Origin of the sequence: Pseudomonas sp. IT-P294 (assembly GCF_949767865.1) — a bacterium.
GTDB lineage: Bacteria > Pseudomonadota > Gammaproteobacteria > Pseudomonadales > Pseudomonadaceae > Aquipseudomonas.
In genome coordinates, this window is the sequence record NZ_CATKQW010000059.1 from 194,249 (window position 1) to 215,895 (window position 21,647).

Consider the following 21,647-nt stretch of genomic DNA (forward strand, 5'->3'; position numbering starts at 1 on the left):
CCAGCCAAGATAGTGGAAGTCGCCCACCGATGCAAAACACCAAGCTCTTGCTAACCAGTTTCACCTTTGTGGGACTGCTCGCACTCGCCGGTTGTTCATTCCCCGGGGTTTACAAAATCGACATCCAGCAGGGCAATGTCGTCACGCAGGACATGATAAACCAGTTACGCCCGGGAATGACCCGCAAGCAAGTACGGTTTATCATGGGCAACCCTCTGCTGACTGACACGTTCCATGCCGATCGCTGGGATTACCTGTACAGCCTGCAGCCCGGTGGCGGTGAACGCCAACAGGAACGCATTAGCGTTATCTTCAACCCAAATGACCAACTTGTCAGCCTCTCAGGCGATTTCATGCCGGGCGTGAGCCGCGACGAGGCCATTCTCGGCAAGGACAGCACCACTAACGTGGCCGCTCCTGTAGAAAACGTCGAGAAGCCGAAACCGGAAAAACCGGTCAAGCCAGGTTCGTTGCTGGATCAGATTCAGAAGGACGTCGACGGTGTAGAAACCGTTCCAGTCCCGACGCCAGAACCCCTGGACACCGCGCCACAATAATTTGCGACGCAATAAAAAACCCGGAAATTCCGGGTTTTTTATTGTCCAGCGTTCAGTGATTTACTGATTCCGGGCTTTAGCTTCAGCTGCCTTGGCGGCGCGCAACCGGCGAACTTCCTTCGGATCAGCCAACAAGGGCCGGTAGATCTCGATGCGATCCCCGGCCTGAACTGGCCGAGCCTGCGGATCAGCGATCACTTTGCCGAAGATTCCCAACGGGCAATCGGCCAGGTTCAACTCTGGAAACGCCTCCCCGATACCTGATTTCAGCAAGGCCGCGCGCACTGTCGTTCCGACAGGCACCGCCACCGAGAGAAGCGCCTGTCGATCAACGGCGGCATAGACCACCTCGACATCAACCATCGAATCAACCATGCATTTGTTTGGCGCGCTGGCAGAACGCGTCCACCAGCGTATTCGCGGCTTGATTGAACAGCGGCCCCAACGTCGCGCGCACGATCGGTCCGGCGTAATCGAACGACAGGTCCAGGCTGATCTTGCAGGCCTTTTCGCCCAAGGGCTTGAACACCCAGATACCGTGCAACTGGGTGAAAGGACCTTCTTCGAGGTTCATCTCGATGGAATGGCCGGGCACCAACGTGTTTCGGGTAACGAAATGCTGACTCAAGCCCCCCTTGGCCACGCCTACGCTGGCGCGCATGTGTTCGGGGCTGCTTTCCAGCACTTCGGCGGCCGAGCACCACGGCAGAAATTCCGGGTAACGCGCTACGTCGTTAACCAGGTCATAAAGCGCTTGCGCCGGATAGGGCAGCAGCGCCGAGCGTTGAATGTGTGTCGTCATGTCAGCGTCACTTCCACAGCTGTGCGGCAAACACTACGAGAATGCCGATGGGCGCCACATAGCGCATCAAGAACAAGGACAGGGCGAACAACGCCGGGCTGCGGATCGACAATTCGTCGCGTACCGCTTCACGCCCCATCACCCAGCCTGCAAACACCACGAAACACAAACCACCGAGTGGCAACATGATCCGCGAGGTGAAGAAATCGATCACGCCAAAGAAGTCCAGGCCGCCGGCCGCTCCCCATTGATAGAGGTGGAACATTCCCCCTTCGTTCACGAAAAACTTGGCTTCCTTCCAGATATTGAAGGAAAACACCGTACCCAGGCCGACAAACCAGCAGGTAAATGCCAGCCAAAAGGTTACCCAGGCTCGACTCACCTTCGTGCGTTCAACCAGGTAGGCCACCATCGGTTCAAGCAGGGAAATCGCCGAACTCCAGGCCGCCACTGCGACCAGCACGAAGAACACTACGCCCATTAACTGGCCGAACGCTACGTTACCGAACGCAAATGGCAGGCTGACGAACATCAGGCCAGGGCCTTCACTAGGGTTCAGGCCGGCGGCAAACACAATCGGAAACAATGCCAGGCCAGCCACCAGAGAAACAAAAGTGTCGAGCAGCGCCACGCCGACCACGGTACCGGAGATCGACGAATGCTTGGGCATATAGGCCCCGTAGATCATGATCGAACCGACGCCCACGCTCAGCGAGAAGAAGGCGTGCCCCATGGCGGGCAACAAGCCGTCGAGCACTTTTTCCGGGTGAAAGTCGAACATGAAATGCACGCCTTCCATGAAATGACCCGTGGTCATGCTGTAGCCCAGCAACACCAGGATCATGACAAAGAGCAGCGGCATCATGATCCGCAGACTGCGCTCAAGCCCCGCAACCACGCCTTTGGCGATGACGACCGCCGACAGCAACATGAACATCGTGTGCCAAAGTGTCAGGCGCCAAGGGTCAGCGATCACCCCGCCAAAGTACGCGCCGACCTGATCAGGCGTAACCCCCTGGAAGTCGCCGCGGCCCATGTCGATGATGTAATCCAGCGACCAGCCGCCCACCACGCTATAGAAAGACAGGATCAGCAACGCCGTGACCATCCCGGCGAACGCGCCCCAGGACCACTTACCCGAATGCCCGGCTTCCTGCGCCAGAACCTTCAAGGCGTTGGCCGGACTCTGCCGCGCGCGACGGCCGATCAGGGTTTCGGCGAGCATGACCGGCACACCGATCAGCGCGATACAGGCCAGGAACATGAGCACGAAGGCACCGCCGCCGTAGACGCCAACCATGTACGGGAATTTCCAGATACTACCCAGGCCCACGGCCGAACCGGTCGCGGCGAGTATGAAGACCCAGCGGCTAGCCCAACTGCCGTGGACAGAAACCTTGTCTGTCGACATCGTTATCACGCCCAAGCGTTCAAAAAAGAGGCCGCATTGTCCGGGATTCAATCAACCTGCTCAAGCACGTAGCGATACCGTAGCCGACTCGCGTGCAACTCCCTATAATGCCGCCCCTATGGCTAAACAGAAGAAACACCCAACAGGGACCATCGCGCAAAACAAAAAGGCGCGACACGATTACTTCATCGAGCATAAGTTCGAGGCTGGTCTGGTCCTGGCCGGCTGGGAAGTAAAGAGTCTGCGGGCAAGCAAGCTGCAACTGGTCGACAGTTACGTGCTGCTCAAGGATGGCGAAGCCTGGTTGCTCGGCAGTCACATCACGCCGTTGATGACCGCCAGCACCCACGTCATCGCCGACCCGACCCGCACCCGAAAATTGCTGCTCAACCGCCGCGAGCTGGAAAAGCTGGCCGCCGCCGTGCAGCAAAAAGGTTATGCCTGCGTGTGCCTGTCCTGGTACTGGAGCAAGCACATGGTCAAGTGCGAGATCGCACTGGGCAAGGGCAAGAAGGAATACGACAAGCGTGATACCGAACGCGAGCGCGACGCCGGTCGTGAATTGCAGCGTGCGGTGCGCAACAAGGGCAAGGAAGATTAATTCTTTCGCCTTGAGACCGCTTTCGTCGGATACCTGATCGTTCCCACGCTCTGCGTGGGCATGCATCCCGTGACGCTCCGCGTCACACAGCGGACGCAGAGCGTCCATTGCTGCATTCCCACGCAGAGCGTGGGAACGATCATTCCACTGACTACATCCCTTTGCGCCGCTCCGCCCGAGCCATGCGCTGTACTTCCTGACGCACCTCTTCCAGCACTTCCTGCACATACAGGATGTGTCGACTGGAGACTTCCCGCGCCTGCTCCGCCCTTCCTTCAATAATCGCCAGGTACAACTCCCGGTGCTGTGTGATCAGCATGTCGCGGGTTTCCGTGCGCTGCTTGTACATGCCACCGATGTTGGTCACCACGTTGCGCTTGAGCAGATCGAACAGCCCGCGAATGGTGTGCAACAGCACCGCGTTATGGCTGGCTTCAGCAATGGCCAGGTGAAATTTTGCGTCTGCCGCGCCCTCCTCCGCCCGGCTCACCTCGTCGTGCCGCGTGTAGCAGTCCTGCAACTCGTTGAAGGCCGCGGTCAGTCGCTCGCGATCCACATCGGTGGCGCGCAGTGCCGCGTAATAGGCGCAAGACGCTTCCAGCGTATGGCGAAACTCCAGAAGATCGCGCTGAGCTTCGGGATTGCTTTCCAGCAGGTGCAACAGCGGATCGCTGAAAGTCGACCCCAGCGATTCCACCACATAATTGCCGCCACCCTGGCGACTGACCAGCAAGCCCTTGGCCGCCAGTTTCTGAATCGCCTCGCGCAACGAAGGACGTGACACGCCGAACTGCTCGGCCAACGCGCGTTCGGCCGGCAAGCGCTCACCGGACTTCAACGTGCCTTCGAGAATCATCCCCTCGAGCTGCTCGACAATATCGTCAGACAAACGGCGCTGACGAATCTGATCAAACCCCATAACTCATTTCTCCACGGTCCCGACGGCTCGCCGGGCTCTCTATTCTGGCCTATCGGCGCTGTGCCAGCACCTACCAGACAGCGTTTGTTAAGACAGATCAAGCACACGTCCATGGGCTTATTCGACAAAAGTTTTAGGGCGGCAAATTGACACACCGCCTACAACGCTTTTACCCTAGCCAACAGCGATTGTAAATTGGTATTACCAATTATCCAAGAACGCTGACCAGTGCCTGACCAACAACAATTAGGGGCCACCCCATATGCAAACCTGGCAACAGCTCTATACCCCGCTCGGCAGCCTCGGCGTCTCTGCGCTCGCGGCCGTTATTCCCATCGTGTTTTTCTTTTTGGCATTGGCCGTGTTCCGGCTCAAAGGGCACGTGGCGGGCAGCATCACGCTGGCCTTGTCCATCGCCGTCGCCATCTTCGCTTTCCAGATGCCGGTCGATATGGCCTTCGCTGCCGCAGGCTATGGCTTTGCCTACGGACTTTGGCCCATTGCGTGGATCATCGTCGCGGCGGTGTTCCTCTACAAACTGACGGTCAAGAGTGGCCAGTTCGAAGTGATCCGCAGCTCCGTGCTGTCGATCACCGATGACCAGCGCTTGCAGGTTCTGTTGATCGGCTTCTGCTTCGGTGCGTTCCTGGAAGGGGCCGCCGGCTTCGGTGCTCCGGTCGCGATTACCGCCGCCCTGCTGGTAGGGCTGGGCTTCAACCCGCTGTACGCCGCCGGCCTGTGCCTGATCGCCAACACCGCGCCAGTGGCTTTCGGTGCCTTGGGCATTCCGATCATCGTCGCCGGGCAAGTGACCGGCATCGACGCGTTCAAGATCGGCGCCATGACCGGCCGCCAACTGCCGCTGTTGTCGTTGTTCGTGCCGTTCTGGCTGGTGTTCATGATGGACGGCATGCGTGGCGTGCGGGAAACCTGGCCGGCCGCGCTGGTGGCGGGCCTGAGCTTTGCCATCACCCAATACTTCACGTCGAACTTCATCGGCCCCGAGTTACCGGACATCACCTCGGCGCTGGTCAGCCTGATTTCCCTGACGCTGTTCCTGAAAATCTGGCAGCCAAAACGCGCCGCAGGCCAACACATCGCCGGTGCCGTCTCGGCTTCCGTGGTAACTGCCAGCGCCGGCGGTTTCGGCCAGCCACGCACCACCGTGGCTTCGCCTTTCAGCCTCGGCGAAATTTTCAAAGCCTGGTCGCCGTTCCTGATCCTCACTGTCCTGGTCACTATCTGGACCCTCAAACCGTTCAAGGCAATGTTTGCCGCCGGCGGCTCGATGTACAGCTGGGTGTTCAACTTCGCCATCCCGCACCTGGACCAAATGGTGATCAAGGTTGCGCCGATCGTGACGGCACCGACCGCTATCCCGGCGGTGTTCAAACTCGATCCGATTTCCGCGACCGGCACGGCGATTTTCTTCTCCGCGCTGATCTCGATGCTGGTGCTGAAGATCAATATCAAAACTGGTCTGACCACTTTGAGAGAGACCTTCTACGAGCTGCGCTGGCCGATTCTGTCGATCGGCATGGTGTTGGCATTTGCCTTCGTCACCAACTACTCAGGCATGTCGTCGACCATGGCCCTGGTACTGGCCGGCACCGGCGCCGCGTTCCCGTTCTTCTCGCCGTTCCTCGGCTGGCTGGGCGTGTTCCTGACCGGTTCCGATACCTCGTCCAACGCGCTGTTCAGTTCGTTGCAAGCGACCACCGCACACCAGATCGGTGTCAACGATGTGCTGCTGGTGGCGGCCAACACCAGTGGTGGCGTGACCGGCAAGATGATCTCGCCGCAATCGATCGCCGTGGCCTGCGCCGCGACCGGTCTGGTGGGCAAGGAATCGGACCTGTTCCGCTTCACCCTCAAGCACAGCCTGTTCTTTGCGACCATCGTCGGCTTGATCACCCTGGCTCAGGCCTACTGGTTCACCGGCATGCTGGTGCACTAAAACCTGCACGGCAAAACGCAAAAACCGACGCCGGACCACGATTCCGGCGTCAGCAATTCACCACCCGGTCTGTAAGGCTGCTGAAAGCTTGCCTCTCTATATTCAGCAGCCTCAGCGGACGGATAACCGGGCCCACCCGGAGACACGCCTGATGAGCGAGCTTTTTTACAACGCCGTGCCGAACGCGACCCGTGTCGCCCCCCCACTGCCCGAGCCTCGGCAATACCCCAGCGAAAAACCGTCCCGGGTCTACTTGTTCGGGACTTGCGTGGTGGATTTGTTCTACCCAGAAGCCGGGATGGACGCGATCCACTTGCTGGAGCGCGAAGGCATTCGTGTCGAGTACCCGCAAGGGCAAAGCTGCTGCGGACAACCGGCCTACACCTCCGGTTACACCGAGCAGGCACGTACCGTGGCGCGCTCGCAACTGGCGTTGTTCGCCGGGGATTATCCGGTGGTGGTGCCTTCAGGTTCTTGTGCCGGGATGTTGCGCGAACACTACGCCGACTTGTTCAAGGACGAGCCGCAGACGTTGAAACAGGTTCAGGCGCTGGCCGCCCGGACTTACGAGTTGGCCGAGTTCCTGTTGTTTGTCTGCAAGGTGCAGCTCAAGGACAGCGGTAAACCGGTAAAAGTGGCGTTGCACACGTCGTGCTCGGCACGCCGTGAAATGAACACCCACCTGCACGGTCGCGAGTTGTTGGCGCAATTGAGCAACGTGGAGCGGGTCAATCACGATCACGAAAGCGAATGTTGTGGCTTCGGCGGGACGTTCAGCGTCCGTATGCCAGACATTTCCGGCGCGATGGTGGCTGACAAGACCCGGTCGTTGAAGGAGTCCGGCGCGCACAAGGTACTGAGTGCCGATTGTGGTTGCCTGATGAACATCAACGGCTCGCTGGAGAAACAGCAGGAAGCGTTGCGCGGCCAACACTTGGCCAGTTTCCTCTGGCAGCGAACCGGAGGTGCTCAATGAACGCCTCTGCGATTATTCCTACGGTTGCCGTGGAAGAAGATTTTCGCGTCCGGGCTCACAAGGCTTTGGACGACAAGCAATTGCGAAACAACTTTCGCACTGCGATGGATTCTCTGATGACCAAACGGGCAGCGTCCTTCAGCGATGCCCACGAAAGAGAACATTTACGCGCGCTGGGCAATGCTGTCCGAGCCCGCGCGCTATCCAAGTTGCCCGACCTGCTCGAGCAGCTTGAACAGAACCTGACCCGCAACGGTGTGACAGTGCACTGGGCGGAAACGGTGGACGAAGCCAATGGCATCGTCCTCTCGATCATCCGCGCTCACGAGGGGCGGCAAGTGATCAAGGGCAAATCGATGGTCAGCGAAGAGATGGAAATGAATCACTTCCTCGCTGAACAGGGCATTGAATGCCTGGAATCGGACATGGGCGAGTACATCGTCCAGCTCGACCACGAGAAGCCTTCACACATTATTATGCCGGCGATCCACAAGAACGCCGGTCAGGTCGCGTCCTTGTTCCACGACAAACTTGGCGTGGAATACACCAAGGACGTTGACCAACTCATTCAGATCGGTCGCAAAGTCTTGCGACAGAAATTCTTCGAAGCGGACATCGGCGTCTCCGGCGTCAACTTCGCCGTGGCCGAAACCGGCACCCTGCTGCTGGTGGAAAACGAAGGCAACGGCCGCATGACCACCACGGTGCCACCGGTGCACATCGCCGTCACCGGCATCGAAAAAGTCGTTGAAAACTTGCGCGATGTGGTGCCGCTGTTGTCGTTGCTGACCCGCTCGGCCCTTGGCCAGCCGATCACCACCTACGTCAACATGATCTCCGGCCCGCGCAAGGAACATGAACTCGACGGCCCGCAAGAAGTGCATCTGGTCCTGCTCGACAACGGTCGCAGCCAGGCTTTCGCCGACAGCGAACTGCGCCAGACACTGAACTGCATCCGCTGCGGCGCGTGTATGAATCATTGCCCGGTCTACACTCGAATCGGTGGCCACGCCTACGGTGAGGTTTACCCGGGACCTATCGGAAAAATCATCACCCCGCACATGGTCGGCCTGGCGAAAGTCCCGGACCATCCGAGCGCGTCGTCGCTGTGTGGCGCTTGCGGCGAAGTCTGCCCGGTAAAAATTCCTATCCCTGCATTGCTGCGGCGCCTACGGGAAGAAAACGTCAAATCCCCTGACAGCCCGCATCAAGTCATGCGCGGCCAGGGCAGCAAGTATTCACGCAAGGAACGCTTTATCTGGAACGCCTGGGCCACACTCAACAGCTCACCAACGCTGTATCGTTTGTTCGGCTTCTTTGCCACGCGCCTGCGTGCGCTTGCGCCGAGCAACGTTGGCCCGTGGACGCAAAACCACAGCGCACCGAAACCCGCCGCCCGCTCACTGCATGACATGGCCCGCGAGCATTTGGCCAAACAGGGAGATCGTTGATGAGCGCCAAGCAAAATATCCTCGCCAAGTTGCGCAACAGTCTGACCGGCACCACGCCGGTGCCCGACGATTTCGACGTCGAACTGGTGACAGCGCCTTACACCTACACCGCCGAGCAACGCATCCCGCAACTGCGCAAACTGATGGAAGCGGTGCACACCGAAATCCACCTGACGTCCGCCGAAGATTGGCCTGCGTTGCTTGCTCAGTTGTTGCGGGATCGTCAGTTGCCGAGCCTGTTGATCGCACCGACTACACCTCACGGCCAACGTGTCACTCAGCACTGGGAGAAAAATCCGGGACTGCCGTCACTCAAGTCCTACAACCGCCCGGTTGAAGAATGGAAAGCCGAACTGTTCAACGACACCCCGGCCAGTCTGACCACCACCCTCGGCGCCATCGCCGCCACGGGTAGCCTGATTCTCTGGCCGACACGCGAAGAACCACGCCTGATGAGCCTGGTGCCGCCGGTGCATTTCGCCCTGCTCAAGGCCAGTGAAATCCGCGATAACTTCTATCAGGTGCAGCAGGAATTCGAATGGGCCCAAGGCATGCCGACCAATGCGTTGCTGGTGTCTGGCCCGTCGAAAACCGCGGATATCGAACAAGTCCTGGCCTATGGCGCACATGGTCCCAAAGACCTGGTGGTTTTGATTCTGGAGGACCAATGAGTCTACCGGCGGCTTTCCTGCGAGATGCGCAGCAACTGATCCCTGAGGCGCGGCGTTTCGACGACCCACTGTCGACATTGGCCTTCGGCACCGACGCCAGTTTCTATCGGCTGATTCCGAAACTGGTGATCCGCGTCGAGTCCGAAGACGAAGTCGTGGCGTTGTTGAAACTGGCGCAGCGCGACCGCGTCCCAGTGACCTTCCGCGCCGCCGGCACCAGCCTGTCTGGCCAGGCCATCAGCGATTCGGTGTTGATCGTACTGGGGGATAACTGGAACGGGCGTGAGATTCGCGGCCAAGGCATGCAAATCCGCCTGCAACCGGGCGTGATTGGCGCGCAGGCCAACGCATGGCTGGCGCCGTTTGGCCGCAAGATCGGCCCGGACCCGGCGTCGATCAACGCCTGCAAAATCGGCGGCATCGTCGCCAACAACGCCAGCGGCATGTGCTGCGGCACGGCGCAAAACACTTACCACACGCTGGCCGGTATTCGTCTGGTGCTGGCCGATGGCAGCCGTCTCGATACCGAAGATGCGGCGAGTGTTGCCGCGTTTCGCCAGAGTCACTCCGCCCTGTTGGAACGCTTGGCGACATTGGGCCGCGAGACCCGCGCCAATGCCGAACTGGCTGCGAGAATCCGCCACAAATATCGTCTGAAAAATACCACCGGGCTGTCGCTTAATGCGCTGGTGGATTTCGACGAGCCTGTGGATATCTTGAGCCACTTGCTGGTCGGCTCCGAAGGCACGCTTGGTTTCATCAGCGCAGTGACCTACGACACGGTCATCGACCATCCGAACAAAGCCTCGGCACTGATCGTGTTCCCGGATGTGGAAACCTGCTGCAACGCCGTCACCGTGCTGAAAAGCCAACCCGTGTCCGCTGTGGAGCTGCTCGACCGTCGCAGCCTGCGCTCGGTGCAGGACAAACCCGGCATGCCGGCTTTCGTACAACAGCTATCGAACAATGCCTGCGCGCTGCTGATTGAATCCCGCGCGGCGTCGTCCACTTTGCTGCAGGAACAACTGGCGCAGATCATGGCGTCGTTGGCGGCTTTCCCTGTGGAAAAACAGGTCGACTTCACTGAAGACCCGGTCGAGAACGCCCGGCTCTGGGCGATCCGCAAAGACACCTTCCCCGCCGTCGGCGCGGTGCGTAAAACCGGCACCACGGTGATCATCGAAGACGTGACCTTCCCGGTCGAACAACTGGCGACCGGCGTGAACCGCCTGATCGAGTTATTCGATAAACATCACTACGACGAAGCGATCCTTTTCGGACACGCGCTGGAAGGTAATCTGCACTTCGTCTTCACCCAAGGCTTCAACAACCCGGAAGAAGTCGCACGCTACCAAGCGTTCATGGACGACGTGGCGCAGTTGGTGGCGGTGGAGTTCGGTGGTTCGCTGAAGGCCGAACACGGCACCGGGCGCAACATGGCGCCGTTCGTTGAGCTGGAATGGGGCAGCGACGCCTATCAACTGATGTGGCAGCTCAAACGCCTGCTCGACCCCAACGGCATACTCAACCCGGACGTGGTGCTCAGCGAAGATCCGCAGATCCATCTCAAGCACCTGAAACCGCTGCCGGCCGCCGACGAGATTGTGGATAAGTGCATCGAGTGTGGCTTCTGCGAGCCGGTCTGCCCATCGAAAGGCCTGACCCTGAGCCCGCGCCAGCGCATTGTGATCTGGCGGGATATCCAAGCGAAGAAACGTGCAGGCGTCGACACCTCCGAGCTTGAAGCCGCCTACGAATACCAGGGCATCGACACCTGCGCCGCCACCGGCCTGTGTGCGCAACGCTGCCCTGTAGGCATCAACACCGGCGAGCTGGTGAAAAAGCTCCGCGCCCGTAACGCGACGCATACGAAAACCGCCAACTGGCTTGAGGGAAATTTCGCCACCGCACTGCAAGGTGCACGCTTCACTCTGCACGTGGCCAACGGCGCGCGGATGCTGCTGGGCGCACCACGTCTGGCGAAGCTGTCGGCGACGTTGACCAAGTTGTCCAAGGGCCAGGTACCGCAATGGACCAACGCGATGCCACAACCGGAAAAAGCCATTCGCTTCAGCCCGATCGTGTCGGATGAGCGTCCTCGGGTGGTCTATCTCGCCGCCTGCGTCTCGCGGGTCATGGGCCCGGCGGCGGGTGATAAAGAGCAGATGTCGCTGTACGACAAAACCCGTGGGCTGCTGGAGAAGGCCGGCTATCAAGTCGTCTTCCCGGACAATCAAGACAGCCTCTGCTGCGGTCAGCCGTTTGCCTCAAAGGGTTATGCCGAACAGGCCGAACACAAACGCCAGGAACTGATCGGCGCGTTGCTGCATGCCAGTCGCGGCGGGCTCGATCCGATCTACTGCGACACCAGTCCGTGTACGTTACGGCTGGTTCAGGACCTGGGTGATGTGCGCCTGGACCTGTACGACCCGGTGCGTTTCATCCGTACGCATTTGATGGATCGACTCGATTTCACGCCGCAGGAAGCGCCGATTGCGGTGCACGTCACATGCAGTACCCAGCACCTTGGCGAGAGCCAGGCGTTGATCGATCTGGCACGTAAATGCAGCAAAAACGTGGTCATTCCCGAAGGCATTCATTGCTGCGGTTTTGCAGGGGATAAAGGCTTCACGACGCCGGAACTGAACGCACATTCGTTGCGTACGCTCAAGGATGCGGTGCAGCAGTGTAGCGAGGGGATTTCGACCAGTCGCACCTGTGAGATCGGTCTGACGCAACACGGCGGAATTGACTACCACGGGCTAGTCTATCTGGTGGATCGGGTAACGCAGGCGAGGGTCATGCAAGAAAGATAGAACCCTGATGCGCTGCCGCAGTCCACACAATAAGCCCGGACGACCGGGCTTTACCTAAACTCGGCAGCCCGTCCTGATGGCCAGCGATGCCTGGACCCTCAGTTCAAGGAGATACACATGAAACGTTCTGTACTGTTAGGTCTGTTCGTTACTGTCTCACTGATGGCGTCCACTTCGTTTGCCGCTGAAGACCAATGTGCGGTCAACTTGAAAACCATCGAAAATGCCAGGACACAGATTCCTGAGGAAATCTCTGACCAGGTAGAGGACTCCGTAAAACAAGCCCAAGCGGACCACGCAAAAGGCACCAAGGAAGGTACTGACGATTGCATCGCCGAGACCAACGACACCATCAAGATGATCAAGGACGCGAACAAAGGCGGGAAGTGACGCAGCACTATCCAGTACGAAGCAAAACAAAACCCGCCAATTGCGGGTTTTGTTGCATCTGGGATTTGGTCAGGCGTGCACCGCCCGCATCGTCATGAAAACTTACCCCATGCTTGAGTCCCAGAGCCCATAGGAGCGAAGCTCCGGAAGAGGCTACCAATGAAAAGAGGCGATATCCCCTCTGCTTCTATCAAACAATTTTTTCATAGCCATTCTGCTAAAAACGAATTACTGCGCCCCGCCGTAGTCTTTTATGTAGGCCCCATCAATCGTGATTAATTTTTCCAACCTCGGCCAAGCCGCTCGCTCACACAGCAGCACCGAGACCATCAGGTAAAGGAGATATCCATGAAACGTACCGCACTCGCTGGCCTGTTGATTTCTGCTGCAATGTTGGCCTCTCCCGTATTTGCTGCGGACAACAGCCTTTGCACGAGCAAGGTGCAGGAGCTCGAAAATAAGGTCAGCTCACTGCCGCCGACCTCCACAAACACCACAATGGAGGTCAAAAGGCTGCTGGCCAGTGCCAAAGCGTCACAAGCCTCCAATGACGACAAAAAATGCGTCACCGAGGCCACCCAGGGACTGTCACTCGCCAACCAGGTCACCCCGTAACGTGTGATGGACAACCTTCGGGTTGGCCTTCTGAGCCGCGTTGGCGTACACTGTGCGTGCTTGTTGCTCATTTTGATTCACAGAGCAACAGGCTCGGGGCCGTTTAGGATTCGACGCCGGTTGCGAAACTTTAGGTGCATGCCGAGTTGGTAACAGAACTCGTAAATCCACTGTTGCAACTACTTATAGTTGCCAATGACGAAACCTACGGCCAGGAATTCTCTCTCGCTGCGTAAGCAGCTTTAGATCCTGAGCTTCTGGTACCTTCGGGTCCAGCAATCACCAGGGGATGTCTGTAAACCCAAAGTGATTGTCATATAGAACAGAATCGCCGTGCAGTACGTTGTGGACGAAGCGGCTAAAACTTACACAACTCGCCCAAAGCACCCTGCCCTTCGGGTCGCTGAGGGTTAACTTAATAGAAACGGCTACGCATGTAGTACCGACAGCGGAGTACTGGCGGACGGGGGTTCAAATCCCCCCGGCTCCACCAAATACGAAGCAAAACAAAACCCGCCAAGTGCGGGTTTTGTTGCATCTGGGGGTTGGGAATTTTGGCTCGACCATGCCCTGCGAAATGCGCAATCTCTCGGGACAGCGTAAAGCTGTGGGCGCGAGGCTTGCACGCGAAGAGGCGTGTTTAGCTGACAAAAAATCGACTGACACACCGTGTGCGCTGATACACCGGTTCTATCACGCCTCTTCCTACAGTGCCGGGGAAAAGCCAAACGTAATTTTTAAATAAATGCGTCCCCTTTTCTTCACTTTAGAGCAGCCTTACAGTCGAAAGCGCTTAACCAACCCGTCAAGCTCATGACCTAAGCGTGCCAATTCAATGCTTGAGGCGGCTGTCTCATCACTAGCGCCAGCGGTTTGTTCAGAGATATCACGCACGTTCAGCACGCTACGGTTGATCTCTTCAGCCACGGCACTCTGCTGTTCAGCGGCTGAGGCAATCTGCTGATTCATCAACTGGATTGTAGAAACCGTGCGGGTAATATTTTCGAGAGATGTACCGGCGCGACGAGTTAACTCAACACTACTATCAGTCAGCGTACGACTGCTCTCCATAATGGCGGATACCTCTCGAGTGCCGTTTTGCAAGCTGGAGATTAGCTTTTCAATTTCTTCGGTGGATTGCTGAGTACGCTTCGCCAGGCTACGAACTTCATCGGCAACTACCGCAAAACCTCGCCCAGCTTCGCCAGCTCGCGCTGCCTCAATGGCGGCATTGAGAGCCAGTAGGTTGGTTTGTTGGGCGACGGCCTTAATGACATCGAGCACACCACCGATTTTGTTGCTTTCCTCTCTGAGATTGCTCATAGCCACAGTGGAGTTGCCGACTTCGATAGCTAGGCGTTCGATTTGAGCTGCGGCCTCACCAACAACTTGGTCACCTTCGCGGGCCTGCTGATCTGCGGCAGCAGCAGCGTCAGATGCCTCCTCAGCATTACGCGCTACCTCTTGCACGGTGGAGGTCATTTCGTTCATTGCAGTAGCAACCTGGTCGGTTTCGACTTTTTGGCTGTTCACACCAGCACTTGTCTGCTCAGTGACGGCTGACAACTCTTCAGCAGCGCTAGCGATCTGGATGACGCTAGCGCCGATACCGCCAATCAATTCACGCAGGCTGGTGGTCATTTGTTGCAGGCCTCTCTGCAATTGCCCTAGCTCATCGCGACGATTGACCTCCAGATCCTGACTCAAATCGCCGGAGGCAATACGATCGACGTCCGTCAGGACATGCTGCAACGGTGTAACGATTTGCCGAGTAATGACCCAGGCCGCGAGGACGCCGAACAGTAACGCCAGCGCCGCGATACTAGCAAGCAGGGTTTTAGCAAAAGACGAGTCGGCATTGCGCTTGGCGGATTGTGACGCTATCAACTGCTTGGTGGCACTGAGCAGGATGTCGCCTTGCGCACTCATTCGGGCGAATACCGGAGCCAAATCGGTTCCCGCCTGGCTTAAGGAGCCAAAGGCATCGCGGTACACCTTGACTGCGGCTATCTGCTGGTCAATCAGCGCCAAATCGCTGGGCGAGGCCAGGTTGGCACGCGCAGTGTTCAAGTGTTCAGTGAGCTTCTCAAGCGTCTGGAGGATTAACTGGGAGCCATCGCCCTTGGGGTTGAGCTCTACCTGCAAACGATGAACTCGCAAGTCCTTGGTCATCTCGGCGACACGAGCAATACTCTCTATCTTGACGCCCCGCTCATCAAGACTGTTGATTGCTATCCAGCCAGTGAGAGCGAGTAGAGAAGTTAGCGCCAGTACCAAGCCAAAGCCAGTACCTAGTTTCGTGCCTACACGGATATTCCTGATCCAATCAAACATACATGCTCCATGCAGTAGATTACGTTTACTAGCGGGCGAATCTCAGAACCTTATCGGCCGGCTCGTCACTATGTTGAGCAGTAACGTGTTACGCAATGTCTCTCGAGGCTCGCCCTCATGAATGAGACAAAAACATGCCAAATTAATGTCGAATGCCCCAGTTGCGAAAACATCTCATGAATGACCAATGATAGCTGTTCCAGCTTCAGGTTTTGTCAGGCTCCAGCGTGTCGAAAACGACACTCTGTATAGGAATCGACACGGTCCGCCGAGTGCGTGCGAACGCCCTCCGGGCGCCTTGTTTCATGCGCCGGTCGATGGCTATTGTAGTGGTCTAATGAAACCGGCCCACCAAATACGAAGTAAAACAAAACCCGCCAAGTGGGGGTTTTGTTGCATCTGGAGATTGGGAGTTTTGGCTCGACCATGCCCTGCGAAATGCGCAATCTCTCGGGGCAGCGTAAATCTGTGGGCGCGAGGCTTGCACGCGAAGAGGCTTGTTTAGCTGACAAAAATCGACTGACGGACCGTGTGCGGTGATACACCAATTCCATCACGTCCGTATCCATGCCTTAGAAGTCCTCCAAGGTTGCCAGCGTGACATCAAAGCTGACTGCCTCGTCCTATGGTGCAGGGGAAAAGCCCAATGCGACTGTTAAATAAATGCGTTCCCTTTCTTCGCTAACCCCTCAGCCTCGAAAAGAACGAATGAGGCGTTAAGTCATTCAAGGGAGTGGTATGGCCTATCCACACCGTAGGCTATAAGTACTTACTCGCCCTTCACAGTAGGCACTCCATGTCCAAACACCCTTTGACTCCGATGATGGTCCAGTACCTAGTGGGGTTGTGCTGCCTCAAAAACGACCCCGAGGCGGTGGATGTGACAATCGGAGATATGGTTTTCGATCCTGCTTCTGAGACATCCCGGGACGTTGACATAACCGTCACTATGCAGGGGCCGGACGATACAACCTATGCGTTCAAGGCATACGAGGTTAAGCGCGAAGGAACCCCACTGGACGTGTCCCAAGTCGAACAGCTTTGCTTGAAATTTATGGATATGACTTCTATCACTCATCCCGCGATAGTTTCTTCGTCAGGATATACAGCACCTGCACGCAAAAAAGCAGAAAGGCATGGGATTAAGCTTTACGAGTTCAAGCCATGGACACGACCACTTGAAGAACAATTTCCAAAATTAACGATGAGGGGGCCTGCTAGTGAGTGCTTTTTGGTGCGAACGCCCCTTCTCTGCTGGCCTCAGCATCAGCTGAACATCCTTGCGGAACAAGCTCCTGGCCCATTCGCTATCCAACTGACTGATGAAATCTTTAATGCCACAGGAAGTGCACATCTCAAATTCGCTAGCTTTGAGCAATACCAAAACGATCTTCTGCTTCGGTCGACCCAATTGCTCCTACCAATGGTACCGAACGCATCAACGGTGGAAGGCTTCCAGACAACCGAATCGGGACTCGAGGTCGGCCCAGAATGGCCACACAGTCATACTCTTGAAGTGTCTAATGACGAAGTATTCATAAAAGTCGACTCTGTTCTGTGCCGCATAGATCGCGTGACCATAACCGGTTTTTTACAGTGGCAACGGAGTACAGGTCAGAACCTTTTTTACATAATTGAAGGTGTACCGGACGGCGAAGCTTTCGCTGGCGCGGTCATATCCAGTTCGGATAGCAGTAGCGAGCTGACTGCGTTGTTTCTTTCACCATCAACGAGGGATATCGATATACGGCAAATTCAGCTGGCGAAGAAGCATCAGAACACCATCCGAAATTTAAAACTGGAGCTGTCTAAGCGCGGCTGATTGTTGTGCGCCTTCAACTGCAGGCTTCGTGTATCCCTACGTGTATCCCAAAAAAAGGCATCCTAGTAGCACCAATATTCATTGGACCGTACCATGCTCGTTCAAATGACCCAGCCCAATCATCTAAAGACGTCCACTGACGTCTTTTTTTGTACCTGAAATCCAGAAAATATCGGAATTAAAGGACTATTTAGGGGATTTCCAGGTTTTTTGAGTTCAACGCAATTTGGCATTCCCGACGATATTCCCGCTACCCAAGGTTTATCTTTGAAACACCAAATAGTGTCATGAAGCACATTTCATATGCGCTCCCACCCGCCTCTCCGAGCACCAGCTCAAGGCGATCAAACCGAAAGACAGCATTACATCCTCACCGATAGATTCGATGACCCTGCCCCCCGCCCTGCCAACCCACACCCACAACCAAAATCCCACCTCACCCCCCCTAACCGCCCAACCATCATAAAAACTTCACAAACTTGCTTCAAAGTTCGGGAGCCCGTTATCACAAGGAGTTCCTTTAATGAAAAGTTTGATCAAGTCTGCTGCGCTCGCCGTTACAGTTTCTCTTTGTGCCTCCTCAGTGTCTTTTGCTAATGACAGCGTCCGCCTGACAGGTTCTGGTGCCAGTTTCCCCGCACCGATCTACCTCACCTGGTTCAAGGATTTCAGCAAGAAAGCCACTGGCGTCACCGTGGATTATCAATCCAAGGGCAGCGGTGCGGGTGTGCAGGACTTCCTGAACAAAACCGTAGATTTCGCGGCCAGTGACTCGGCCATGAAAGACGAAGACATCGCCAAGGTTGCAGAGGGCGCGCAGTTGCTGCCGATGACCGCGGGTGAAATCGTGCTGGCTTACAACCTGCCGGGCAGTCCCAAAGGGCTTAAATTGCCGCGCGACGTTTACTCCAATGTGTTCCTGGGCAAGATCACTCGCTGGAACGATCCAAAGATCGTCGCGGCCAACCCGGAGCTGAAACTGCCTGACATGCCGATCACGGTTGTCGTGCGTGCGGACTCCAGCGGTACTACCGCGGTATTTACCAAGCACATTGCGGCAATCAATCCTGAGTTCAAAAAGGAGCTGGGTGAAGGCAACACAGTCAACTGGCCGGCCAGCGACAAGTTCATCAAATCGCCCAAGAATGACGGTGTAACAGCCACCGTACGCCAGACCCCAGGTGCGATTGGCTACATCGAATACGGTTTCGCCAAGCTGGCTAAGGTCGACTTTGCCCAGTTGCAGAACAAGGCCGGCGCTTACGTTGTACCGAACGCGGAAAGCGGAGCTGAGGCTCTGGCTGCGGTGAAGATGCCGGAAAGCCTGGTGGCCTGGCTGCCCGATCCAGACGGTGCCAAGTCCTACCCGATCACGTCCTACACCTGGATGATTTTCCGCAAGCAGAACGAGAGCCCGGCCAAGGCCAAGGCTATGCGCGAAATGGTCGAATACAGCCTGACTGAAGGCCAGAAAATCGCCGATTCGATGGGTTACATCCCCCTGCCGCAATCGGTCGTCGAGCAGGTTCGTAAAGCTTCCTCCAACATCCAGTGACGCTCGCGAGGTTCCTTCGGCGTGCGCTATCAGCCTCGCCGAAGGGATTTCCCCCACGCTCCGGAATTAGCCCATGAACAAGCCATTTGTCGTACCGGTTAATCCGGACTCTGCATGCCAGCCCCCTTCTGCGAAGGATTTCCTGCTTGATCGCACCTTCCGCGCGCTTGCGCGGATAGGCGTGGTTCTCGTTCTGGCGCTGGTGTTTGCCTTGGTATTCGAGGTGGGACGCAAGGCACTTCCAGGCATTGAGAAGCACGGCCTGGACGTCCTTTTGGGCACCGTCTGGGATGTGAACCAAGGCAAGTACGGCATTCTGCCGGCCATTTGGGGCACGCTCTACAGCGCCCTGATCGCGTTGGTGATCGCAGGCTTTTTCGGCGTCAGCATGGCGATTTTCCTGACCCAGGATTTCCTGCCTGCCCAGCTTGCCGCCATTTTTCGCACCATTGTCGAGTTGCTCGCGGCGATTCCCAGCGTCGTTTACGGTCTGTGGGGGATCTACGTGGTGATTCCGGCCATTCGGCCCCTCACGGACTGGTTGAACAGCGAACTTGGCTGGATACCTTTTTTCGGCACGACCTTGAGCGGACCAGGCCTGTTACCCGCCGCCTTGGTACTTGCCATCATGATCCTGCCGACGATTGCCGCCGTTTCTCAGGATGCCCTCACGGGCGTACCGATGAAAACCAAGCAAGCCGCCTACGGCATGGGGACCACCCACTGGGAAGCGATTCTCAAGGTGATGGTGCCATCCGCTGCCACCGGCATTTTCGGCTCACTGGTACTGGGCCTGGGTCGGGCCTTGGGTGAAACGATGGCCCTGGCGATGTTGGTCGGCAACTCGAACAATATTTCTCTTTCTCTGTTTGCACCGGCCAACACGCTGGCAGCTTTGCTGGCGCTGAATTTTCCCGAAGCCGGGCCGACCGAGGTTGAGGTGTTGATGTATGCCGCACTGGTCCTGATGTTGATCACCCTGATAGTGAACGTCATCGGTTCCATGATCATGGTCTATGCCCAGCGGGGTACTAAATGATGAATAACCTCAGTTCTCCTGTAGCCGCGCTGCCAAGTCTGCAGCGCAAATTTGAAGGCCGCGCCCTGCGCAGCCTGGTGTTGACCACTCTGGTCTGGGCGGGCGCCCTGCTGGCCAGCGTGCCCCTGATTTCCGTGCTCTACATGCTGATTACGCGCGGAGGTGCCCGTCTGCGCCTTGAGGTGTTTACCGAACTTCCGCCGACCGGGTTCGAGACCGGCGGCGGCTTCGGCAACGCGATGGCAGGCACCTTTGTCATGGTCGGTATCGCAGCCGCAATCGCGGTTCCGGTCGGCATCATGGCGGCCGTCTTCCTGGCTGAACTGGGACCGGACAGCAAGCTGGCCAACGCCGCGCGCTTCGCCGCCAAGATGCTCACGGGGCTGCCTTCGATTCTGGCCGGGGTTTTCGCCTACGCCCTGGTGGTGATGACCACCGGTACGTACTCGGCACCGGCGGGCGGCGTGGCACTGGCAGTGCTGATGCTGCCTATCGTCGTGCTTACCGCTGAAGAGTCGATGCGGATGGTGCCCAAGATCATGAAGGATGCGGCCTACGGCATGGGCTGCACCCGCTCGCAGGTCATCTGGAAAATCGTATTGCCTACCGGCATGCCGGCGATGCTGACCGGCGTGATGCTGGCGGTGGCGCGCGCAGCCGGCGAAACCGCGCCATTGCTGTTTACCGCCCTGTTCAGCAACTACTGGATCTACCACGACGGCAGCCTGGCGGTCATGAACCCGACCGCATCGCTTGCCGTACTGATTTATAACTTCTCCGGCATGCCGTTCGACAATCAGCTTGAGCTCGCATGGGCGGCCTCGCTCGTGTTGGTGATGATCGTGCTGATTGTGAATATCGTCAGCCGTATTTTCGGCAAGCCGAAGTTTTGAGAATGGGAGCAAATACAGTGAACGTATTATCTGCGCAAAAAGCTGCCCCGTTCGAGGCCCAGGCATCTGTGGTCATGGACTGCAAGCTCGACAAGATTTTCTACGGCAATTTCATGGCGGTCCGTGACAGCCATGTGCCGATCGAGAAGAACAAGATCACCGGATTCATCGGTCCTTCCGGCTGCGGCAAGAGCACTGTGCTACGCAGCCTCAATCGGATGAACGATCTGGTAAAGGGCTTTCGTTTCGAGGGCCATGTGCATTTCCTCGGGCAAGACGTGTATGGCAAGGGCGTCGATCCAGTGGTCGTGCGTCGCTATATCGGGATGGTGTTCCAACAGCCGAACCCGTTCTCGATGAGCATTTTCGATAACGTGGCTTTCGGCCTGCGCCTCAATCGCTACCAGGGCGATCTGGGTGACCGCGTCAAGCACGCACTGCAGGGCGCCGCGTTGTGGGATGAAGTCAAGGACAAGCTCAAGGTCAGCGGCCTGTCCCTCTCGGGGGGCCAGCAGCAACGACTCTGTATCGCCCGCGCTATCGCCACCGAACCGGAAGTCCTGTTGCTGGATGAGCCGTGCTCGGCACTCGACCCGATTGCCACGCGCCGTGTCGAGGAATTGATGGTCGAGTTGAAGAAGGACTACACCATCGCTCTGGTCACCCACAATATGCAGCAGGCGATCCGTGTCGCTGACACGACGGCATTTTTCTCGGTGGATATTTCGCAGGGCACGCGTACCGGCTATCTGGTTGAGATGGGCCCCACCGCGCAGATATTCGACAACCCCCGCGAGCAAATGACCAGCGATTACATCAGCGGCAAATTCAGCTAGTC

19 protein-coding genes and 1 other RNA gene are annotated in these 21,647 nt (G+C 57.3%); 15 read left to right on the forward strand and 5 right to left on the reverse strand.

Features of this window, described 5'->3' with window-relative positions:
- The first annotated feature begins 29 nt into the window (after window positions 1–29).
- On the forward strand, window positions 30–557 hold the full coding sequence (locus ACM6I0_RS31100) for an outer membrane protein assembly factor BamE (RefSeq protein ID WP_285430756.1): 528 nt from the start codon (window positions 30–32) through the stop codon (window positions 555–557).
- 60 nt (window positions 558–617) lie between these two features.
- Here the strand turns inward: ACM6I0_RS31100 and ACM6I0_RS31105 are convergent, their stop codons facing one another.
- From ACM6I0_RS31105 to ACM6I0_RS31115, 3 genes are read right to left on the reverse strand one after another with little or no spacing between them, the layout of a single operon-like run.
- A complete protein-coding gene (locus tag ACM6I0_RS31105; RefSeq protein WP_414924060.1) occupies window positions 618–932 on the reverse strand; it encodes an RnfH family protein in 315 nt (104 codons plus the stop codon).
- On the reverse strand, window positions 925–1,359 hold the full coding sequence (locus tag ACM6I0_RS31110; protein WP_285430752.1) for a type II toxin-antitoxin system RatA family toxin: 435 nt from the start codon (window positions 1,357–1,359) through the stop codon (window positions 925–927). Before ACM6I0_RS31110 ends, ACM6I0_RS31105 begins: the two co-directional genes overlap by 8 nt.
- Before the next feature lie 7 nt (window positions 1,360–1,366).
- Entirely contained in the window at window positions 1,367–2,770 is a 1,404-nt protein-coding gene (locus ACM6I0_RS31115; protein ID WP_285430751.1) for a sodium-dependent transporter, read from the reverse strand.
- A gap of 118 nt (window positions 2,771–2,888) precedes the next feature.
- Here ACM6I0_RS31115 and smpB point away from each other — a divergent pair, with 118 nt between their 5' ends.
- Window positions 2,889–3,371 carry an SsrA-binding protein SmpB gene (gene smpB, locus ACM6I0_RS31120; protein ID WP_007900551.1) on the forward strand — a complete coding sequence of 161 codons (483 nt, stop codon included), beginning with the start codon at window positions 2,889–2,891 and terminating at the stop codon, window positions 3,369–3,371.
- 151 nt (window positions 3,372–3,522) lie between these two features.
- On the opposite strand, the gene ACM6I0_RS31125 is transcribed toward smpB, so the two are convergent.
- The gene (locus ACM6I0_RS31125; RefSeq protein WP_010463546.1) at window positions 3,523–4,290 is read right to left on the reverse strand and encodes a GntR family transcriptional regulator; all 768 of its coding nucleotides are present in this window, start codon (window positions 4,288–4,290) and stop codon (window positions 3,523–3,525) included.
- A gap of 262 nt (window positions 4,291–4,552) precedes the next feature.
- On the opposite strand from ACM6I0_RS31125, the gene ACM6I0_RS31130 reads away from it, so the two are divergent.
- From ACM6I0_RS31130 to ssrA, 8 genes are all read left to right on the forward strand, one after another.
- On the forward strand, window positions 4,553–6,247 hold the full coding sequence (locus tag ACM6I0_RS31130; RefSeq protein ID WP_414924061.1) for a lactate permease LctP family transporter: 1,695 nt from the start codon (window positions 4,553–4,555) through the stop codon (window positions 6,245–6,247).
- A gap of 151 nt (window positions 6,248–6,398) precedes the next feature.
- Window positions 6,399–7,223, forward strand: a complete 825-nt coding sequence (locus tag ACM6I0_RS31135; protein WP_090175688.1) for a (Fe-S)-binding protein — start codon at window positions 6,399–6,401, stop codon at window positions 7,221–7,223.
- Window positions 7,220–8,674, forward strand: coding sequence for a LutB/LldF family L-lactate oxidation iron-sulfur protein (locus tag ACM6I0_RS31140; protein ID WP_285430745.1), 1,455 nt, complete (start codon window positions 7,220–7,222; stop codon window positions 8,672–8,674). Before ACM6I0_RS31135 ends, ACM6I0_RS31140 begins: the two co-directional genes overlap by 4 nt.
- Complete coding sequence (locus tag ACM6I0_RS31145; RefSeq protein WP_285430743.1) at window positions 8,674–9,345, forward strand: LutC/YkgG family protein; 672 nt, start codon at window positions 8,674–8,676, stop codon at window positions 9,343–9,345. Before ACM6I0_RS31140 ends, ACM6I0_RS31145 begins: the two co-directional genes overlap by 1 nt.
- Window positions 9,342–12,161, forward strand: a complete 2,820-nt coding sequence (locus ACM6I0_RS31150) for an FAD-binding and (Fe-S)-binding domain-containing protein (RefSeq protein ID WP_414924062.1) — start codon at window positions 9,342–9,344, stop codon at window positions 12,159–12,161. The genes ACM6I0_RS31145 and ACM6I0_RS31150 overlap by 4 nt, the downstream gene beginning before the upstream one ends.
- Window positions 12,162–12,278: 117 nt before the next feature.
- Entirely contained in the window at window positions 12,279–12,551 is a 273-nt protein-coding gene (locus tag ACM6I0_RS31155; protein WP_285430740.1) for a hypothetical protein, read from the forward strand.
- Between the two features lie 348 nt (window positions 12,552–12,899).
- Complete coding sequence (locus tag ACM6I0_RS31160; protein WP_414924063.1) at window positions 12,900–13,166, forward strand: hypothetical protein; 267 nt, start codon at window positions 12,900–12,902, stop codon at window positions 13,164–13,166.
- 95 nt (window positions 13,167–13,261) lie between these two features.
- Window positions 13,262–13,659: a transfer-messenger RNA gene (gene ssrA, locus ACM6I0_RS31165) on the forward strand.
- A 284-nt stretch (window positions 13,660–13,943) separates the two neighbouring features.
- On the opposite strand, the gene ACM6I0_RS31170 is transcribed toward ssrA, so the two are convergent.
- Complete coding sequence (locus tag ACM6I0_RS31170; RefSeq protein WP_414924064.1) at window positions 13,944–15,500, reverse strand: methyl-accepting chemotaxis protein; 1,557 nt, start codon at window positions 15,498–15,500, stop codon at window positions 13,944–13,946.
- 796 nt (window positions 15,501–16,296) lie between these two features.
- On the opposite strand from ACM6I0_RS31170, the gene ACM6I0_RS31175 reads away from it, so the two are divergent.
- The 5 genes from ACM6I0_RS31175 to pstB all read left to right on the forward strand — a co-directional run bounded on the left by ACM6I0_RS31175 (window position 16,297) and on the right by pstB (window position 21,645).
- A complete protein-coding gene (locus ACM6I0_RS31175; protein WP_414924065.1) occupies window positions 16,297–17,322 on the forward strand; it encodes a hypothetical protein in 1,026 nt (341 codons plus the stop codon).
- Window positions 17,323–17,845: 523 nt separating this feature from the next.
- Window positions 17,846–18,877, forward strand: coding sequence for a phosphate ABC transporter substrate-binding protein PstS (pstS, locus tag ACM6I0_RS31180; protein ID WP_285430738.1), 1,032 nt, complete (start codon window positions 17,846–17,848; stop codon window positions 18,875–18,877).
- Between the two features lie 73 nt (window positions 18,878–18,950).
- The gene (gene pstC, locus ACM6I0_RS31185) at window positions 18,951–19,916 is read left to right on the forward strand and encodes a phosphate ABC transporter permease subunit PstC (protein ID WP_285430737.1); all 966 of its coding nucleotides are present in this window, start codon (window positions 18,951–18,953) and stop codon (window positions 19,914–19,916) included.
- Window positions 19,916–20,809, forward strand: coding sequence for a phosphate ABC transporter permease PstA (pstA, locus tag ACM6I0_RS31190; protein WP_285430736.1), 894 nt, complete (start codon window positions 19,916–19,918; stop codon window positions 20,807–20,809). The genes pstC and pstA overlap by 1 nt, the downstream gene beginning before the upstream one ends.
- Before the next feature lie 2 nt (window positions 20,810–20,811).
- Entirely contained in the window at window positions 20,812–21,645 is an 834-nt protein-coding gene (gene pstB, locus ACM6I0_RS31195) for a phosphate ABC transporter ATP-binding protein PstB (protein ID WP_405046064.1), read from the forward strand.
- Window positions 21,646–21,647: the final 2 nt, after the last annotated feature.

Bases quoted from the DNA above. Each gene is read 5' to 3' on its own strand.
- ACM6I0_RS31155 (WP_285430740.1), top strand. From the start codon at position 12,279: ATGAAACGTTCTGTACTGTTAGGTCTGTTCGTTACTGTCTCACTGATG.
- ACM6I0_RS31125 (WP_010463546.1), bottom strand. From the start codon at position 4,290: ATGGGGTTTGATCAGATTCGTCAGCGCCGTTTGTCTGACGATATTGTC.
- ACM6I0_RS31170 (WP_414924064.1), bottom strand. From the start codon at position 15,500: ATGTTTGATTGGATCAGGAATATCCGTGTAGGCACGAAACTAGGTACT.
- ACM6I0_RS31145 (WP_285430743.1), top strand. From the start codon at position 8,674: ATGAGCGCCAAGCAAAATATCCTCGCCAAGTTGCGCAACAGTCTGACC.
- ACM6I0_RS31175 (WP_414924065.1), top strand. From the start codon at position 16,297: ATGTCCAAACACCCTTTGACTCCGATGATGGTCCAGTACCTAGTGGGG.
- smpB (WP_007900551.1), top strand. From the start codon at position 2,889: ATGGCTAAACAGAAGAAACACCCAACAGGGACCATCGCGCAAAACAAA.
- ACM6I0_RS31105 (WP_414924060.1), bottom strand. From the start codon at position 932: ATGGTTGATTCGATGGTTGATGTCGAGGTGGTCTATGCCGCCGTTGAT.
- ACM6I0_RS31160 (WP_414924063.1), top strand. From the start codon at position 12,900: ATGAAACGTACCGCACTCGCTGGCCTGTTGATTTCTGCTGCAATGTTG.
- ACM6I0_RS31115 (WP_285430751.1), bottom strand. From the start codon at position 2,770: ATGTCGACAGACAAGGTTTCTGTCCACGGCAGTTGGGCTAGCCGCTGG.
- ACM6I0_RS31135 (WP_090175688.1), top strand. From the start codon at position 6,399: ATGAGCGAGCTTTTTTACAACGCCGTGCCGAACGCGACCCGTGTCGCC.
- pstC (WP_285430737.1), top strand. From the start codon at position 18,951: ATGAACAAGCCATTTGTCGTACCGGTTAATCCGGACTCTGCATGCCAG.
- ACM6I0_RS31100 (WP_285430756.1), top strand. From the start codon at position 30: ATGCAAAACACCAAGCTCTTGCTAACCAGTTTCACCTTTGTGGGACTG.
- ACM6I0_RS31140 (WP_285430745.1), top strand. From the start codon at position 7,220: ATGAACGCCTCTGCGATTATTCCTACGGTTGCCGTGGAAGAAGATTTT.
- pstS (WP_285430738.1), top strand. From the start codon at position 17,846: ATGAAAAGTTTGATCAAGTCTGCTGCGCTCGCCGTTACAGTTTCTCTT.
- pstB (WP_405046064.1), top strand. From the start codon at position 20,812: ATGGGAGCAAATACAGTGAACGTATTATCTGCGCAAAAAGCTGCCCCG.
- pstA (WP_285430736.1), top strand. From the start codon at position 19,916: ATGAATAACCTCAGTTCTCCTGTAGCCGCGCTGCCAAGTCTGCAGCGC.
- ACM6I0_RS31130 (WP_414924061.1), top strand. From the start codon at position 4,553: ATGCAAACCTGGCAACAGCTCTATACCCCGCTCGGCAGCCTCGGCGTC.
- ACM6I0_RS31110 (WP_285430752.1), bottom strand. From the start codon at position 1,359: ATGACGACACACATTCAACGCTCGGCGCTGCTGCCCTATCCGGCGCAA.
- ACM6I0_RS31150 (WP_414924062.1), top strand. From the start codon at position 9,342: ATGAGTCTACCGGCGGCTTTCCTGCGAGATGCGCAGCAACTGATCCCT.